This window comes from Spirosoma foliorum, assembly GCF_014117325.1.
In the GTDB taxonomy this organism is placed as follows: Bacteria; Bacteroidota; Bacteroidia; order Cytophagales; family Spirosomataceae; genus Spirosoma; species Spirosoma foliorum.
Genome location: NZ_CP059732.1, coordinates 5,850,530 through 5,867,734, shown reverse-complemented (window position 1 = coordinate 5,867,734; position 17,205 = coordinate 5,850,530). Strand labels below are relative to the sequence as shown.

Sequence of the window (17,205 nt, the reverse complement as noted above, 5' to 3'; positions counted from 1 at the left end):
GATCCATTTTTACTAGTATTTAGTAAGCTCTATGAAAAGGATAATTGATTCATGAAGAAAAGTAAAGCGAAGTCATTTTCTGAAGGTTTTTTCAAGTTCGTGGAAAAGGGCTTCGACTGGATTGCGTTGATTGTTATTGCCCTAATTATCCTGTTTGCGCTGGTCTTTTTGAATAGTTACTAAGCGCCCTGTTGACTGCTGTAATCCCGGATTCAGGAGAAACCACTTAGGCTAGCTGTTGAAAAATTGCCATTAAAAAGCCATTTCAGGGGAGTATTATTTTTACGTAGTTGTGGTATGCCTGCATAGTAACTATGTTCGGAATAGCGCTTTGCTGAATACTGTCTGATTTACGCAGTTTTCATGTTTTATAGTACTCTAAATTCAACTACGGATGTTCGCTAAAATTGCAGCTTTTAGTTTAGTTACCTATCTGGCTTGCTCATTTGTACAGGCGCAGCCGCTCAATACGTTGTCGGCTCAGGAAAAGAAAGAAGGCTGGAAATTGCTCTTTGATGGGCGCGATCTGAAAGGCTGGCATCGCTACAATGGCAAAGATGTTCCCGGAACCTGGAAAGTAGAACAGGGCGTACTGCATCTGGATGTTCCTCAAACAGCGACCTCCCCTCGCGACGCAGGCGATTTAGTGACTGATGCCGTTATTTCGGGTGATTTTGAGTTTAAGGCCGAATTCAAAATCGAAAAGTATACCAATAGCGGATTCTTTCTCTTCGTGCAGGAAGAGGCTAAGAACAAAAAGATTTATGATACAGGTCTTGAGGTGCAGGTAGGAGACGATGCACTCTATCAAAAGGAGTCGGCCCACCCGCACAGCTCCGGCGATCTATTTGGACTTGCCGATGTTCGTATGCAGGAGCCAAAACCGCTTGGAAGCTGGAACCAGGTAAGCGTAAGTCTGAAAAAGAATAAGCTGATTGTTACTATCAACGGCTTTACCGTTCAGGAACACGATTTGACGAGTGCAGATTGGAAACAGCGTATGTCGGGAAGCAAGCTCAAAGACGCCCCTGTCGGAAAAGGAAAATTCAGTGGGCGGATTGGTTTGCAGGATTGGAACACAAGCGTCTGGTTCCGAAATATCAAACTACGGTCGCTCTTATAATGGCTACCGGTAGGTTTCTACGTTTATAATCTGATCCCATGAAAAAACTCCGTGCTGTCATTATCGACGACGAGACCAACGCTCGTCAGGCGTTATCAAACCTGCTGCAACTCTTATGCCCTGATGTCGAATTGGTTGGCGAGGCTAAAAACGTAGATTTGGGTATAGAGCTTATTAAGCATGAAAAACCGGATCTGGTTTTTCTGGATATTCAAATGCCAGGAAAAACGGGCTTCGACTTATTGGCAGCGTTCGAAAAGGCGGATTTTGGCGTCATTTTTACAACAGCCTATCAGGAATATGCCATCCGGGCCTTTCGATTCAGTGCGATTGATTATTTACTGAAACCCATTGATCCCGACGAACTTCAGGCGGCCGTGGGGAAGTATAAATCTCAGTTGTTAGGTATCAATCCACAGCAGGTAAAGATTCTGAAGGACTACATTGATGAACCCCGTCAGGCTCGGTTGAATGAACGGAACAAAAACGCGAACCAACGCATTGCGCTGCCTACAGCCGAAGGCATTCACTTTGTTCAAATGACGGACATTATCCAGTGCGAATCGCTGGGGTCATATACCAAGTTTCACTTAGCTGGTAGTAAGCCCATTGTGGTATCCCGGCTATTGAAAGAGTATGAAGAGATACTGGACAACTATTATTTCTTCCGGGTTCACCAGTCCAATATTGTCAATCTGGAGCACATCAAACGATATGTGAAAGGCGATGGTGGGCAGGTCTGGCTAAGCGATAACGCCGAAGTGGAAGTGTCGCGCCGACGCAAAGAAGAGTTTCTGGCTTTACTATCTGATTTTTATGTCAACTCGGGTAAGATTGCGTAGATGACTTTTTTCGACAGGATTTACAGGATAAAACAGGATTTCTATTGACTACCAATCCTGTTTTATCCTGTAAATCCTGTCAAAAAAACATTAATCATCATCGTCATCCTCTTCGGCACCTGCTAACTCAGCAGGGTAGCGTTTTTTGCCCTTGGCCGTAAACCATAAAATCCGATTGAGCAGGTCATCGTGCCCTCGATCAATGAAGTGAAAACCGTGTCGCATCGATAGATTGGCAAAACGGAGCGACGTTCCTTTCAAACCTGTTGGCGATGGATTCATCTCTGCCAGATTCACTCGATTGGGTACTACTTTGTATTTGAAGGAGAGATCAGGTTTATCCGAAAAACAGTCGAACATGGGCAGGGCCGTTGCATCGATGGCATTCATTGGCGGCAGACCCAAAATCTGCTCCATCGTCCGAACCATAGACGTCTGATTGTAATTGGTATGTACGGTTTTCTGCAATCGTGAGTAGGGGCTGACAATGTAGCCTGTGGTTCGGTAAGCTGATATATGATCCCAACCCGCCTGCGAATCATCTTCCGTAATAAAAATGACCGTTGAGGCCGCAAATCGGCTGTGCGTAATGGCATCGACAATGCGACCAACGGCCAGATCATTGTCGGCAACCATCGCCCGGGGTACTGGAAAGGCAGGATTAGTGCCAGCCGTATGATCATTGGGTAACGACATGACCATAAGGTTGGGTAAGTCGGCATTTGGGTTAGCGTTCAGCTCGTTCAATTCCTTAATAAACGCATCGGCCCGCATCTGGTCGCTGATGGTTTCATTGTCGCAGCCCGGAAAATCCATCGCGAGTATAGGCCGTACTCGCGAAATGGTCGTGGTATTGCTATACGAAAAAGGCTTGCTTTCTTTTCGCATCTGGTACAAGCTGCGCCAGTCGTATTGTTTCTGATCGAAATGACACGTACAAGCCTCGCCATACATCCGAACGGTTTTGCCATGATCGAGGGCGTTGTTCCAGATTAATCCTTTTTTATCGTATACCAATGCGTCGTATAACACGTGCGGGTAACTTCTGAACCAGGCTCGTACACTTTTTTCAGTATAATCAGTCACCATTGCTGCACTGGCCCAGTGATGACCTTCCGCCGATGATTTTCCCGATACGTGGTAATTGTCAAGCAATAAATAGTCGCGGGTAAGCTGGTGCTGGTTGGGCGTTATGCTATCTCCGAATATGCATAAATCTGGCATACCGTTGCCCTGAGGCTGATCGCCCAGAACCTGATCATACGTACGGTTTTCTTTGATGATGTACAGAACATGTTTGAAGACCGAAGGCTCTCCAATGCGTTCAGGAACAGGCCGGGGAGCTATATTCGGTCGCGGAGTTTGCTCGGTTAAAGCCAACCGAAACTGGAGACTCTGTTGCTTAACTTTTTCCGTAAACGCGGCCAGCTGCGTTTCATCGGGAACAGGGATAAACGAAATAGACGCCAGCTGTTTGTGTGAATTGTAGGCTTTTAGCTCTTTTTTGGTTGGATTTTTACCCTGGCTGCCTTGCTCGACCGGATTGGCAATTCGGGGTCCAACGGCTTCCAGATTTGTTACGTAAAGCTCATTGTTATTCAATACAATACCTGATGGATAAGCCTGAGTCGGGATATAGCCTTTTATTTCAGGATTGCCTTTTCCGTTAGTCGACGCTTTACTTCCCAGGTTGACCACGCAAAGCGCATTGTCCATGCCGTTGGCTACATAAAGTGTGGTGCCATCGGGGGCAATGGCCAGCGCATTTGGTGTGCTGCCAATATAGCCATTGCCCCGGTTGAATAAGCCCACAAAAATAGAGTCGGTGACTTGTTGAGCCTGTGCATCAATTACTGATACGTAATCACTGTTGCCATTGGCTACGTACAGGAATCGTTGATCAGGACTGCTAATGATCGCATTTGGGTGTAATCCAACCGCTAATTCCTTTTCCGGTTTACCCTGTTTTATATCGATGATCGAAACGGTACCCTTGGCTAATGCGCCCGTTTTCGGATCGATGTACGCACTTCCCCAAGGCACACCAGCCGTCTCAAAACCATTGGTTGCATCGGGAACGGGACCTGCCCAGTTGGTGATATAGGCCTTTTCGCCGAGGAGCGTTAAGCCAAAGGGAGCTACACCCGTCGGCGCTGTCCAGATCACTTGCCTGTCTTTTACCCGAACTTTAACGAACTGGTTATTACCGTTCAGCACAGTATATAAGTATAGCTCGCCCGCTTCTTCTTTAACCGCCACTTCGTTAGGTAGCGCAATGGTGGCCGGAGCGATGGCCTCAAAGGGTATCCGCTGAATAAGCCGGGCATTTTTACCATCCCAAACAGCCTGCATGACATAGGAATTGGGTTTGCCCTGGCCACCCGCTCCCCAGAATATATAAGTCGAATCGTGATGAACAATGGCTTTGATGCCGGAGAACGAACTCATACTGCCTTTGATATCCGATCCTTTTCGATAGTCCCAGCGGGAAATAAGTTGCTGAGTCTTAATATCGAAAAAGGCGACCCCGTATCGATCTTCAACGGCAAGCGTTTTCTTATCGGGCAACAAGACAGCATCCAGACTATGGTTTTCGACACTGGCATCGCCAAAACTGACCGATTTTCCCGCAGCGTCGATAATGCGATTGTAGGGCATTATAAACGGGGAGTTAGGATTATATAAGGTACTGTCGTCTGAGGATGTTTTGTAGCCCGTCGAAGTACTCGTGATGGAAGTTGTCGGGCTGAATCGATGACATCCTTCCAGAAAAAATGCGCTTACCAGAAAGGATAGACCGCAAGCGATTGTAGAAAACTGAATTTTCATGTGAATTGGTTGGCCGTCTGACAAGAGATAAAGGGAAAACCTGCACTGATCGGCCGTTTGGCCGCAAACATAGTTGGCTAAAGCTAATAGTCAATGCTTCACCTGTTTAAGTGATTATGAACCTTGCCAATTGGTCATTTATGGGTAATCTACAACCTATTCAATTAAATTTTGTGGAACATTCCGTGGAACAGTGCTTGCATTCGTGGAAACTAACCGGCATCTTTGGGACTGCAACGCACAGACCCATGGGTAAAGTCATTGCTATCGCCAACCAAAAGGGGGGCGTCGGTAAAACTACGACAACGATCAATTTGGCCGCCAGTTTGGCCGCCCTTGAATTTCAGACGCTCATTGTTGATGCTGATCCACAGGCGAATTCCACGTCGGGGTTAGGTTACAATCCGAAAGAAATTGAGAACAGCATTTACGAATGTATGGTTGAGGGCGTACGCCCTCAGGATGCTATTATTCAGACGGACTTTCCGAACCTGGATTTATTGCCATCCCATATCGATCTGGTTGGTGCTGAGATCGAAATGATCAACCTTCAGAACCGGGAGGATAAGATGAAAACCACACTCGATGCTATTCGCGACGAGTACGACTTCATCATTATCGACTGCTCGCCTTCTTTGGGTCTCATTACGATTAACAGTCTGACTGCAGCTGATTCGGTTATTATTCCGGTTCAGTGCGAGTACTTTGCGCTTGAAGGATTGGGCAAACTGCTCAATACCATTAAGATCATTCAGTCGAGGCTGAACACGCATCTGGCTATCGAAGGCATTTTGCTAACGATGTATGATTTGCGCGTCCGGCTATCGAATCAGGTTGTTGGTGAAGTCACCAGCCATTTTCAGCAGATGGTATTTAGTACCATCATTCCGCGAAACATTCGGCTGAGCGAATCGCCCAGCTTTGGCGTTCCGGCTCTGGCGCAGGATGCCGACAGCAAAGGGGCCGTCAGTTACCTGAACCTGGCCCGAGAAATTCTGATTAAGAATGGCTTGATGCCTCAGGAAGCATAAAAATGTATGATGTATGATGTATAATGTGTGATTGCGAATGCCAATTATACATTATACATCATACATCATACGTCATACATTTTTACGTATGGAGAACGCAAATACCAAAGCACCAAATAAGAAGATGATGGGGTTGGGTCGTGGTTTAGGTGCCTTACTGCACGACAGCGAGTCGATCGGCAGACAATCGAAGCCGTCTCCATTTGAGACAATCAGTACGATGACTGAAATTAGTTTATCGCTGATTGAAACAAACCCTTTTCAGCCTCGTACCCGCTTCGATGAAGAAGCGCTGCAGGAACTGGCTGACTCCATTCGAACACAAGGTATTATTCAGCCTATCACGGTTCGCCAGTTAGGGAAAGAGCGCTATCAGCTTATTTCCGGCGAACGGCGTTTACAGGCGTCAAAGATTGTTGGGTTGACCCATATTCCGGCTTATGTTCGGACGGCGAATGACCAGCAAATGCTGGAAATGGCGCTGATTGAGAACATTCAGCGGGAAAATCTTAATGCTATTGAAATTGCCCTAAGCTATCAGCGACTCATTACCGAGTGTAGCCTAAAGCAGGAAGAACTGGGCGAGCGTGTCGGCAAAAACCGTACAACGGTTAATAACTACATCCGGCTGCTGAAATTACCTCCCGTCATTCAGGCATCCCTGCGCGACAATCGGATTTCAATGGGGCATGCTCGGGCTATTATTAATATTGAGAATCCTGATGCGCAAATTCGGCTCTTTACGAGAGCAGTTGATGAAGAATGGTCGGTGCGCAAGGTTGAGGAAGCCGTTCGGAACCTATCTGAAGATTCGCTCGAACTGACAGCTACCCGGCGTGTTACCTTGCCGAAACAGGAAATGCGCAGCCTTCAGTTTAAGCTATCATCGCTCTTCGGTACTCGCGTATCGATCAAAGCCGACGAGAAACATAAAGGCGAAATCAAGATTCCGTTTACTTCTCAGGAAGAATTGACTAAAATCCTGGAGGTGCTGAACTCGCAGAGTTGAACTCGCGGAGCTAAGCTCGTAGAGTTAAACCAGCAGACGTAATCGTGTTAAATTACTTTAAAAGGGAAAACAAGCGGATGAGCCAGGAAGGTCCTGGACGTTATCTGTTTATGAAGCCATTTCCTTCCACATTTGTTGTTTTCCTGTTGTTGATATTGACGGCCTATCCGCTTTTGGCGCAGAATCCGGCTATCAAACCAGCGCCCACACCAGCCGCTACCGATTCGACTCGTCAAATTCGTTCAGCGAGTGATACTATTCCAGCTACGATACGAAGAAATGGAATTAAGGTTGGGACTTCAGTATTGACACCTGACGATGATTCTACGTCATTGGATAAGCCTGATACCCTGCGCGTAACCGCGAAACAGGAAGCTCAAATCCACAAAATCATCCCGAAAAAAGCGACGTTACGCTCTGTAATGCTACCGGGTCTGGGACAGGCTTATAATCGGCAGTATTATAAAATCCCATTCATTTACGCTGGTTATGGCGTAATGGGTTATCTGTTTTTTAAATACCGGGGATTGGCTCAAGAAGCCGCAGTAGGCTATGGTCGCTTACTTTTTGGCGATAAAGTAACCAATTCTTCTTACGCTACTTTAGATAAAATCATCGCTCCAGACAATCACGTAACACAGCCGGTTTATGTAAATCCCATCAAACCCGATAAAGTACTTATCGGCGGGCAGTACTTTTACACATCAGCGGGTGCCAAGAATGCGTACGACACCTATCGGCGTTACCGGGATTTAAATGTTCTTTTGTCTATAGTTTTGTACGCCGTAAACATTGTAGAAGCGAATGTGGCGGCTCACTTAAAGACTTTTGATTTAACTGACGACATCTCGATGCTCGTCGAACCCAATGTAATTCCCATGCCCGGAACTGGTTTGGTACCAGGGGTCAGGGTAGCTTTTACGTTTAAATAAGTTTGAGGTTTTTGGTTTGAGGTTTACGGTGGCTGACGCGAAAGCAAATACACATGCGTCAGCCACCGTAAACCTCAAACCAAAAACCTCAAACCAAAAACTATAACTAAAGTGAATATTCTTCTTCTTGGCTATGGCAAAATGGGTAAAACGATTGAGCAGATTGCGCTCGAACGGGGGCACCAGATTGCAGGCCGCATTGACGCCGATAACCAGGCCGATTTAACTAATCTTGAACCTGACGAGGTTGATGTTGCGATTGAATTTAGCTCGCCCGAGTCGGCCGTAGCGAACATAACCTATTGTCTGGAACGAGGATGGCCGGTAGTTTGCGGCACAACAGGCTGGCTCAGCCATCGGGGCGAAATTGAAGCGTTGTGCCAGGCTAATAAAGGCGCCTTCTTCTACGCATCAAACTACAGCATTGGTGTTAATCTATTTTTTCGGTTGAATAAAACCCTGGCTCAGTTTATGCGGAATTATCCATCGTACCACGTGTCGATGACCGAAATTCATCATACCGAAAAGAAAGACGCGCCAAGTGGAACGGCCATTACGCTGGCCGAAGGCGTACTTGAGCGTTTACCGAATAAAAAACATTGGGTAAATAATGAACCCGGTAAAGAACCCCAACCCGTAGGCAACGATGCGATTGAGATTGAGTCCTTGCGGGAAGGAAAAGTGCCCGGTACGCACACCGTTCGCTATGAATCGGATGTAGACCGGATTGAAATTACGCACGTAGCCCATAATCGATTAGGATTTGCGATGGGTGCTGTGGTTGCTGCAGAGTGGCTTGTAGGTCGGGAAGGTGTATTTGGTATGGATGATCTGTTGGGAATGATGAATGAAAAATGATGAATGATGAATGGTAAAATAAAACCGTTTCCTCTTCGTAATTTCGTTGTCTATTTAGCGCCTAACAGATTGCTTTATAACTAACTTGATATTCATCATTTATCATTCATAATTCATCATTATTGAACGTGTCTGAAGTAAAAACCAGAGCCGAAGAAAAACCGGCTAAAGCTAAGAAATCACCCATTCGCGAGTGGTTAGATTCCGTCCTGTTTGCCGTTGTGGCTGCCACACTGATCCGATGGCTGTTTATGGAAGCGTTTACGATTCCAACGCCTTCTATGGAAAACAGCCTGATGGTTGGGGATTTTTTATTTGTTAGTAAGCTGCATTATGGCACTCGTACACCTCGTACGCCATTACAGGTGCCACTCACACACCAGAAAATTTGGGGAACTGATATTCCATCCTATAGCACCGCCATTCAACTGCCATCGTATCGACTGCCGGGCTTTACGCACGTCAAAAATGGCGATGTCGTTGTGTTTAACGTGCCGCCTAAATACCTCAACGATAACATTGACTATCCTGTTGATTTGAAAACCAATTACATCAAACGGTGTATCGGTATTCCGGGCGATGTGCTGGAAGTACGTCAGCGCGAAGTGTTCGTGAATGGAAAGCCATTCCCGACTCCGCCACGTTCAGAGCAGAAGTATTTCATCAAAACAACGGAATCGCTCGACGCGAATTTCTTCCGTAAGTACGATATCGTTAATGATTATCGTGATCCTAGCCAGCCAACCGAAAACTGGAAGCCACTGGAGCAGTATAATGATTCAACCAAGACTTCGGTTATGGTTGGTTATAGCATCAATACCACCAAAGAAGTTATTGATAAATTCAAAGGGTTTGATTGGGTAAAAGGCATCGAACCAATGTCTGAAAAGCCAGGTGAAATGGCTCCCATGATTTACGGTACGCCAACCTTCAAATGGAACCACGATAACTTTGGACCAATTACGATTCCGAAAAAAGGCGTAACGATCCAGATCAATGCCCAGACGATTGCGCTTTACGGACCCGTCATTCAACTGTATGAAGGCAACGACAAGGTTGAAGTAGAACCCGCAAGTATAAAAATTGACGGTAAAACGATTACGTCGTATACCTTCAAACAGGATTACTACTTCATGATGGGCGATAATCGTGATAATTCACTCGATTCTCGTTTCTGGGGTTTTGTTCCCGAAGATCACATCGTTGGTAAAGCTGTTTTTGTCTGGATGTCGCTTGATCCGAATCCGGCCAATATCTGGAATAAAATTCGCTGGAATCGACTGTTCCGCACGATCGATTAAGCCATCTGAGCGTACGCTTAGTCAGAGCCCCCAAATTTGTTTACGCCTGCTGTAGCAAATTTGGGGGTTTCGTTTAATCACAATTTGGTGACTAATCGGCTCGTTTTTACGTCAACACGTTGACATATCTTTTACCCATGAATCGAACAGCTACACCATTTCAAAAAATAATCGACGATAACCGTATCTGGCTGGGGATTTTTCTAGTGTTAATTCTTCTACACGGAACATGTTCTGTGGCAATAGCTAAGGGGAAAAAGAACCACGCTCATGCTCGGACAACGTCTGCGAGGAAGCTAGTGGTAACAAAGCTTACGAAGCATTCTGTGGTCAACAAAACGCGATTGGCCAGTCCTAAAATAACTAAGTCGGTAACTGTGAAGGCTGACAAGAAAATGAATGCTTCCTTGTCTATGGCATTATTAGGCGCAAAATATGCTCATGTGACTGTCAAAGATCAGAAGCTGAAAGGAGCTGTTTATTATCTTGTTTCGGGGCATGGTGGCCCAGATCCGGGCGCATTAGGCCTTTATGGGAAGAACGTGTTGCCCGAAGACGAATATGCCTATGACGTAACGATCCGTCTGGCCCGTACACTGATGGAGCACGGCGCAACTACGTACATGATTGTGCGAGACCTGAATGATGGCATCCGTGATGCAAACGTGTTGAAGCTGGACCATGACGAGGTTACTTATCCTAATCAGAAGATTCCGCTTAGTCAGGTTTCACGGTTGCGTCAGTGCACCGATGCCGTCAATAAATTGCATCGAAAACACAAAGAGGCTTACCAGCGCATGGTGACGATTCATGTCGATAGTCGGAGTGAAGGCCAGAACATCGATGTGTTTTTCTACCATCATGAAAACAGTAAAGTAGGCAAGCGATTGGCCAAACACATTCATAAAAGCTTTCAGTCGGGCTACAAACGCAGTCAACCAAATCGCAACTATTTAGGAACCGTATCGGACCGAAGCAGTTTATATGTAGTACGAAACACCCATCCACCTACCGTTTTTATTGAGTTGGGCAATATCCGTAACAATAAAGATCAACAACGCTTTTTACTGGCCGATAACCGGCAGGCTTTGGCGAACTGGATATGTACTGGTTTACAAACGGATTATAAAACGCATTGAGGTATATGGTTTACGGCTTGAGGTTTACGGTGGCTGACGCATGTGAACTTGTTTTCGCGTCAGCCACCGTAAACCTCAAACCGTAAACCACCTATTATTACCACTCTATTGGCGCTAATCCCTTACTTTCCAGATAGGCGTTAGCCTGACTAAAATGCTTGGTGCCGAACCATCCACCATAATTAGCTGCCATAGGCGAGGGGTGTTTCGCTTTCAGAACTAAATGTTTTTTGCTGTCAATAACGGCCCCTTTCTTTTGCGCATAAGCCCCCCAAAGCATAAAAACAACGTTCCGTTTTTCATCTGAAATAAGCTTGATCACAGAATCCGTAAAGGTTTCCCAGCCTTTGCCCTGATGCGATCCGGCTTGCCCCGCTCGAACGGTAAGCGTCGAATTGAGAAGCATAACGCCCTGGCTGGCCCAGCGCTCAAGATTGCCCGACTTGGGTACAGGTTTGCCCAGATCGTCCTGAATTTCTTTGAAAATATTAATTAAGGATGGCGGTTTAGCAATCCCATCGGCTACTGAAAAAGCAAGCCCGTTCGCCTGGCCTTCGCCATGATAAGGATCTTGCCCAAGAATAACAACGCGGGTGTTGTCGAAGCTACATTTATCAAATGCATTGAAAATCAGGCGGCCGGGTGGATAAACTCGTTGTGTACTATACTCGTGCCGAATAAATTCAGCCAGTTCAACGAAATAAGGTTTGTCGAATTCAGCTTGCAGGTAAATTTTCCACGATTCGGCAATGGATACGTTCATGTAGGGAACTGATAAAGGTGATAAGGCATTATACGCCTATAAATGCTGGAACCTGTTCATGGAAAATATTTTCAGACCAGTTCTTGCGTAACAAAACTAATCAACTTAATTTTCGTTCTAAGGTTGCAAACGATACTAAATTTATGGTTTCGTCAGTCACAGAAGGCGTAAAAGTTAGCGTGAAGACTGAGTATCAAGCTGATTACTCTAGTCCGCTTCAGGCTCACTATGTATTTACTTATCGAATTACCATTGAGAATGCCAGCGAGTATACGATTCAGTTGCTCCGGCGTCATTGGTTAATTTTCGACTCAAACGGCACGGTTCGCGAAGTAGAAGGCGAAGGCGTTGTTGGTCTACAGCCTGTACTGGAGCCGGGTGAAGTTCACGAGTATGTATCGGGTTGTAACTTGCGGTCGAGCATTGGTAAAATGACGGGTACCTACCTCGTCGAACGAATGATCGATGGCAAACAACTGCGCATCGGCATTCCGGAATTCACTATGGTGGTGCCGTATAAACTTAATTAGATGTATGATATGTGATATAGGATGTATTTCTGCGCCCATACATCATATAGCCTACATCCTACTTCATACCTATTTTGATTACCGCTTATCTTCATTATTTAAGTCGCGCCCGCGACGAACATTCGCTTCATTCTCCTTTTCTGTTTGCGTTGTACAATGAGGTCATTCGGGCTAAACGAGCTCCGAAGGCATTAGTTGAACCTATTCAGTCATTACGAAAAGAGCTGCGAAAGAGCCGACAACTAATTACAATTGCCGATTTCGGTGCTGGTTCCAAAATAAATTCGTCCCGACAACGTACTGTTGGCGATATTGCCCGCAATTCGCAGAAGTCAAGTCGCTTTGGTCGCTTGTTATTTCGGCTCATTCAGCGATTTCAGGCGAAGAATATTGTTGATCTAGGCACTTCACTGGGCATAACCACAGCCTATCTGGCCGAAGCCACCAAACCATTTGGGGGACATGTCATAACGTTTGAAGGATGCCCCGAAACGGCTGCTATTGCCCGTCAGAATTTTGACCGGTTAGGTGCTCACCATGTGGATATCGTTGTGGGTAACCTGGACGAAACCCTGGCTTCGTCAGTGGCTTCGCTTGCGCCGATCGATTTCGTTTTTTTTGATGCCAATCACCGCTACGAACCCACCGTTCGTTACTTCGAAACCTGCCTGACGAATATCCATAACGATACCGTATTTGTATTTGATGATATTCATTGGTCGGCAGAAATGGAGCAGGCATGGGCTTACATAAAAGCGCATCCAAGAGTTATCGTAACGGTCGATTTATTCTGGGTGGGTCTGGTTTTCTTTCGACGAGAGCAGCCGAAACAGGATTTTATCCTACAATTTTAACGGAAACTACAGGAAATATACTTATCTTTCGTTAGGCAATTCTGTGCCTAAGTAGATTATGAACTTCCTGACTTATACACGTTTAGGCCTTTGTGTCGGTATTACAACCTTGTTGTTGACTTTAGTGTCCTGTAGTAAGAAAGCTACAGAGTCACCTAATCCAACAGAAGTGGCTTCGTTCGACCTGATCCAACAAAAAATACTGACGCCTTCCTGCGCTACGTCGGGTTGTCATTCGTCTGAAAAAGACGGTACGTTTGCCCAACATGGCCTTGTATTGGCTGCAGGTGTTGCCTACGCGAACCTGGTTGGTGTAGATCCTAAAAATAGTGACGCAAAAGCCGACGGGATCAAACGAGTAAAACCTTATGCATCGCTGGAAAGCCTGCTGTATCACAAACTCAATATTTCGGCCACCCACCATTCAGGAAAACAGTATGGCAATCCTATGCCATTAGGTGGTAACACCTTGCCTGATGGGCAAATTGAATTTATTCGTCGGTGGATTGAAGCTGGCGCTCCTAAAACGGGTAACGTAGCTGATGTTACAATACTGGAAGATAAGACCGTCACCGTAGCGACTTATGAGCCTCTGGCAGTACCTACTGCCGGGACTGGTTACCAGATGGCAGTTCCCCTATTCGATGTTCAGCCTAATTTTGAGCGTGAATTATTTACCCGTAAGATGGTGGGGAACTCCCAGGATATTTATGTGAATCGGTACGAAACCAAGATGCGTAGCGGTAGCCACCATTTTGTAGCGTACGATTTTCGGAGTAAAAGCTCGTTGCCCAATCTAAACGACATCCGCGATTTACGTAATCCCGATAATTCTCTCAATATACTGACGGCTCTTACGATGTCGAACCACGTTTATCTGGCAGGTTCGCAGGCTCAGTATCAGGACTATACCTTTCCGGCGGGAGCCGCTTTGCTAATTCCTGCCGGAGCTTCCTTCGATTTGAATTCACATTTCGTAAATAAAACGACGTCGGTAATGAAGGGGGAGGCTCAAATTAACCTGTATACAGTCGATAAGTCGACCGTGAAAATAGTCGTTCAGACACTGGATTTGAGCAACACCAATCTTACCCTGCCCGCCAACACGCGGGTTACGATGACCAAGTCATTTACGTTCGACAAGCCCCGTAAAGTCCTGACACTAACGTCGCACATGCATAAGCTGGGTGAGAAGTTTGTGATAAAAATAAAAGGCGGCACCCGCGACGGCGAAATTGTTTATACCTCAACCGACTGGGAAAGTCCAGACATTATCACCTTTGCAACGCCTATCGACTTGAAAAAAGGCGAAGGCCTTACATCCGAAATTACCTACAACAACACCACGGCAAAAGCTGTCAGTTTTGGTCTAACCAGCGAAGATGAAATGGGGATCATCTTCGGTTATTATTACGAGCCGTAATGTGTAGAGCCGCAATCCCTTGCGGCTCTTTCGCGTCAGCAATAGTAGCATCAAAGCCATCCGGATAAGGAGCCGCAAGGGATTGCGGCTCTACGTCATTCTGCCCGTAGACTTTTCACGGGGTCCATCATAGCTGCTTTTATGCTTTGGAAACTTACGGTAAACAAAGCAATCAATACGGCTGATAGAATAGCTACAAGGAAATACCACCACTCCAAATCGATACGATAGGCGTATTTTTCGAGCCATCCACTCAGGAAATACCAGCCCAATGGAAAGGCAATGAAAGCGGCCAGCAGCACTAACTGGATGAACTCTTTGGAGAGCATGCCAATGAGATTCGGCACACCAGCGCCCAATACTTTCCGAATGCCGATTTCCTTCGTTCGTTGTTCTGCGGTGAATGTGGCCAGGCCGAACAAGCCCAGGCAGGAGATAAAAATGGCCAGGAATGCAAAGTAGCTGGATAGCTTGCTAACCGTGTTTTCCGATTTGTATAAGTTCGAAAACTCCTGATCGGTGAACGAGTATTTAAACGGGAAATGTGGATTGAACTTCTTAAAGCTGGTTTCCAGACTCGCGACGGCCTGCTTCGTTTGCCCTGGTTGGGTGCGCACCAATACACTTCCCCAATAGTTTGTCGTATCGTTAGCTCCGCGCTGCAAATGCAGGATTAAGGGTTCAATGGCGGTATGAAGTGAGTTATAGTGGAAGTCTTTCATGAGGCCAATTATTTTCCCCTTTTTACCCCACATCGTCATCTCTTTCCCTACAGGATCTTTGTAACCCATTTTTCGGGCCGATGCTTCGTTGATTAGGTAATTACTGGTATCGGTGCTGAACTCTGGTGAAAAATCCCGGCCTTCGAGCAGCTTGATACCCATTGTTTTTACGTAGTCGTACGAGATGGCATTTTGGCTAAAGAGCATCAATTGAGTGGTGTCTTTTCCCGGCCACCGAACGCCTTGCGTTGAACTACCTACCTCGAGCGGATCTGATTGAGCACAGGTGACCGATTTGATGCCCGGCTCACGTTCCAGTTCCTGACGAAATGCCTGGAAATTCTTGGCCAAATCGCCTTCAAGGGGCATATATAGTAGGCCTTCGCGGTTATAGCCGAGGTTTTTGGTCTGGATATACTGGATTTGACGATAGACTACAAGTGTTCCTAAAATCAGCATGATGGAAAGCCCGAATTGAAGAACAACCAACCCTTTACGGAAATAGGTAGCACTTGCTTTGAATTTCAGTGCTCCTTTAAGAATGACAACCGGATTCAGCGACGACATGAACAGCGCTGGGTAGCTTCCCGAAACCAAACCTGTGAGCAACGCTAAAGAAACCAATAGTAAGAGAAAGGTGGGATTAGAAAAATCGAGCGAAAGATGCTTTTCGGTTAAGGTGTTAAAGACGGGAAGAATCAGCAGTACGAGCAGCACCGAAAGAATTAGTGATAGCAGCGTGATCAGCATCGATTCGCCCAGAAATTGACCAATCAGGCTGTTTTTATACGCGCCAACTACTTTCCTGACTCCTACTTCTTTGGAACGTTTGACGGAGCGTGCCGTGGCCAGGTTCATGAAATTGATACAGGCAATGGCCAGAATGAAAATGGCGACAATGGAGAAGGTTTTTACGTACTCGATCCGGCCGCCGTTTTGCTTGCCTGCATCCCAGTTCGAATACAAGTACGATTCGCCATAGTTTTGCAGGAACAACTCAACGTTGCTATCCTTATTTTTCGTTTTGATGTAATTTTTGATCTTGGCATTCACCTTATCGATCGATGCGTTCTTGGCCAACAGGACATAACAACGCGGACCATTGTTCCCCCATTCCTGTGCCCACTTGTTTGCCTTTTTCCAACGGTCGTAACTCATCAGGAAGTCGAATTTCAACGAAGAGGCTTCTGGCATATCGGCGAGTATGCCTGTGACCATCACATCGTCTGTGTTGTCGATCCGAATGGTTTTCCCCATTGGGTCCTGCCCTTTGAAGTATTTATCGGCTAACTTCTGAGAAATAACCAGTCCGTCAGGGCGCTTGAGTGCAGTTTTAGGATTGCCTTCTTTGAGTGGAAACGAAAACATCGTCAGGAAATCACCTTGTACAAAGCGCCCTTTCTCTTTCTCGAAGGTATTGCCAACGGTAAATAAGGGCGTATTCTCCCAAAGCATCTGGCTCGCCAGTTCGATTTCGGGAATGTCTTTAACAATATTTTCGGCCAGAATCCCCGGAGTTGAAGCGAAGGTGTTGATAACGCCCGTGTAGTGCTGGTTCTCCATCACCCGATAAAGGCGACTGTCGTTTTTGTGAAAACGATCCATGTGTCGTTCGTCCTGCACCCAAATCATGATGAGCAGGCTACAAGCCATGCCCAGAGCTAGACCCAGAATATTGATGAACGAGAAGGTTTTGTTTTTCCAGAGATTTCGCCAGGCGATTTTGATATAGCTGCGTAGCATAGAGCTGAGGGGGTTGGGCATAGGGTAAGGGCGAAAAACGAGGTCATAGTTTATGCCCCCAACTCCATGCCCTATGCTAGTACTTCGTAAAGACAAGATGGTCGTC

General features: G+C 46.1%; 15 protein-coding genes. 12 read left to right on the top strand and 3 right to left on the bottom strand.

Annotation, left to right across the window (positions count from 1 at the left end; all coding sequences use genetic code 11):
- Positions 1-51 precede the first annotated feature (51 nt).
- From H3H32_RS37920 to H3H32_RS24800, 3 genes are all read left to right on the top strand, one after another.
- Positions 52-183 (top strand): hypothetical protein, encoded by a 132-nt coding sequence (locus H3H32_RS37920; RefSeq protein WP_256432919.1) that lies wholly within the window; start codon positions 52-54, stop codon positions 181-183.
- Positions 184-394: 211 nt separating this feature from the next.
- Entirely contained in the window at positions 395-1,123 is a 729-nt protein-coding gene (locus tag H3H32_RS24805; protein WP_182458390.1) for a 3-keto-disaccharide hydrolase, read from the top strand.
- A gap of 38 nt (positions 1,124-1,161) precedes the next feature.
- Positions 1,162-1,965 (top strand): LytR/AlgR family response regulator transcription factor, encoded by an 804-nt coding sequence (locus tag H3H32_RS24800; protein WP_182458388.1) that lies wholly within the window; start codon positions 1,162-1,164, stop codon positions 1,963-1,965.
- A 90-nt stretch (positions 1,966-2,055) separates the two neighbouring features.
- Here the strand turns inward: H3H32_RS24800 and H3H32_RS24795 are convergent, their stop codons facing one another.
- Complete coding sequence (locus tag H3H32_RS24795) at positions 2,056-4,794, bottom strand: alkaline phosphatase family protein (protein WP_182458386.1); 2,739 nt, start codon at positions 4,792-4,794, stop codon at positions 2,056-2,058.
- Between the two features lie 248 nt (positions 4,795-5,042).
- Here H3H32_RS24795 and H3H32_RS24790 point away from each other — a divergent pair, with 248 nt between their 5' ends.
- The 6 genes from H3H32_RS24790 (at position 5,043) to H3H32_RS24765 (ending at position 11,064) form a co-directional block, all read left to right on the top strand.
- Entirely contained in the window at positions 5,043-5,825 is a 783-nt protein-coding gene (locus H3H32_RS24790) for a ParA family protein (RefSeq protein ID WP_182458385.1), read from the top strand.
- An 88-nt stretch (positions 5,826-5,913) separates the two neighbouring features.
- Positions 5,914-6,834, top strand: coding sequence for a ParB/RepB/Spo0J family partition protein (locus tag H3H32_RS24785; RefSeq protein WP_182458383.1), 921 nt, complete (start codon positions 5,914-5,916; stop codon positions 6,832-6,834).
- Positions 6,835-6,944: 110 nt separating this feature from the next.
- Positions 6,945-7,766: a DUF5683 domain-containing protein gene (locus tag H3H32_RS24780; RefSeq protein WP_182458381.1), complete on the top strand. Its 822-nt coding sequence runs from the start codon at positions 6,945-6,947 to the stop codon at positions 7,764-7,766.
- A gap of 111 nt (positions 7,767-7,877) precedes the next feature.
- Positions 7,878-8,624 carry a 4-hydroxy-tetrahydrodipicolinate reductase gene (dapB, locus tag H3H32_RS24775; RefSeq protein WP_182458379.1) on the top strand — a complete coding sequence of 249 codons (747 nt, stop codon included), beginning with the start codon at positions 7,878-7,880 and terminating at the stop codon, positions 8,622-8,624.
- 128 nt (positions 8,625-8,752) lie between these two features.
- Complete coding sequence (lepB, locus tag H3H32_RS24770) at positions 8,753-9,925, top strand: signal peptidase I (RefSeq protein WP_182458377.1); 1,173 nt, start codon at positions 8,753-8,755, stop codon at positions 9,923-9,925.
- Positions 9,926-10,338: 413 nt separating this feature from the next.
- Positions 10,339-11,064, top strand: coding sequence for an N-acetylmuramoyl-L-alanine amidase family protein (locus H3H32_RS24765; RefSeq protein WP_182458375.1), 726 nt, complete (start codon positions 10,339-10,341; stop codon positions 11,062-11,064).
- A 97-nt stretch (positions 11,065-11,161) separates the two neighbouring features.
- Here H3H32_RS24765 and ung read toward each other — a convergent pair whose 3' ends face one another.
- A complete protein-coding gene (gene ung / locus H3H32_RS24760; RefSeq protein ID WP_182458373.1) occupies positions 11,162-11,827 on the bottom strand; it encodes a uracil-DNA glycosylase in 666 nt (221 codons plus the stop codon).
- 143 nt (positions 11,828-11,970) lie between these two features.
- Here ung and apaG point away from each other — a divergent pair, with 143 nt between their 5' ends.
- The 3 genes from apaG (at position 11,971) to H3H32_RS24745 (ending at position 14,634) form a co-directional block, all read left to right on the top strand.
- Entirely contained in the window at positions 11,971-12,357 is a 387-nt protein-coding gene (apaG, locus tag H3H32_RS24755) for a Co2+/Mg2+ efflux facilitator ApaG/CorD (RefSeq protein WP_182458371.1), read from the top strand.
- A gap of 74 nt (positions 12,358-12,431) precedes the next feature.
- Positions 12,432-13,211, top strand: a complete 780-nt coding sequence (locus H3H32_RS24750) for an O-methyltransferase (protein ID WP_182458369.1) — start codon at positions 12,432-12,434, stop codon at positions 13,209-13,211.
- A 58-nt stretch (positions 13,212-13,269) separates the two neighbouring features.
- The gene (locus H3H32_RS24745) at positions 13,270-14,634 is read left to right on the top strand and encodes a monooxygenase (protein ID WP_182458367.1); all 1,365 of its coding nucleotides are present in this window, start codon (positions 13,270-13,272) and stop codon (positions 14,632-14,634) included.
- 95 nt (positions 14,635-14,729) lie between these two features.
- On the opposite strand, the gene H3H32_RS24740 is transcribed toward H3H32_RS24745, so the two are convergent.
- Positions 14,730-17,099: an ABC transporter permease gene (locus H3H32_RS24740; protein WP_182458365.1), complete on the bottom strand. Its 2,370-nt coding sequence runs from the start codon at positions 17,097-17,099 to the stop codon at positions 14,730-14,732.
- Positions 17,100-17,205: the final 106 nt, after the last annotated feature.

Excerpts from the sequence above, each read along its gene's own strand:
- H3H32_RS37920 (WP_256432919.1), top strand. The coding sequence starts at position 52 with ATGAAGAAAAGTAAAGCGAAGTCATTTTCTGAAGGTTTTTTCAAGTTC.
- H3H32_RS24805 (WP_182458390.1), top strand. The coding sequence starts at position 395 with ATGTTCGCTAAAATTGCAGCTTTTAGTTTAGTTACCTATCTGGCTTGC.
- H3H32_RS24800 (WP_182458388.1), top strand. The coding sequence starts at position 1,162 with ATGAAAAAACTCCGTGCTGTCATTATCGACGACGAGACCAACGCTCGT.
- H3H32_RS24795 (WP_182458386.1), bottom strand. The coding sequence starts at position 4,794 with ATGAAAATTCAGTTTTCTACAATCGCTTGCGGTCTATCCTTTCTGGTA.
- H3H32_RS24790 (WP_182458385.1), top strand. The coding sequence starts at position 5,043 with ATGGGTAAAGTCATTGCTATCGCCAACCAAAAGGGGGGCGTCGGTAAA.
- H3H32_RS24785 (WP_182458383.1), top strand. The coding sequence starts at position 5,914 with ATGGAGAACGCAAATACCAAAGCACCAAATAAGAAGATGATGGGGTTG.
- H3H32_RS24780 (WP_182458381.1), top strand. The coding sequence starts at position 6,945 with ATGAAGCCATTTCCTTCCACATTTGTTGTTTTCCTGTTGTTGATATTG.
- H3H32_RS24765 (WP_182458375.1), top strand. The coding sequence starts at position 10,339 with ATGGCATTATTAGGCGCAAAATATGCTCATGTGACTGTCAAAGATCAG.
- ung (WP_182458373.1), bottom strand. The coding sequence starts at position 11,827 with ATGAACGTATCCATTGCCGAATCGTGGAAAATTTACCTGCAAGCTGAA.
- apaG (WP_182458371.1), top strand. The coding sequence starts at position 11,971 with ATGGTTTCGTCAGTCACAGAAGGCGTAAAAGTTAGCGTGAAGACTGAG.
- H3H32_RS24745 (WP_182458367.1), top strand. The coding sequence starts at position 13,270 with ATGAACTTCCTGACTTATACACGTTTAGGCCTTTGTGTCGGTATTACA.
- H3H32_RS24740 (WP_182458365.1), bottom strand. The coding sequence starts at position 17,099 with ATGCTACGCAGCTATATCAAAATCGCCTGGCGAAATCTCTGGAAAAAC.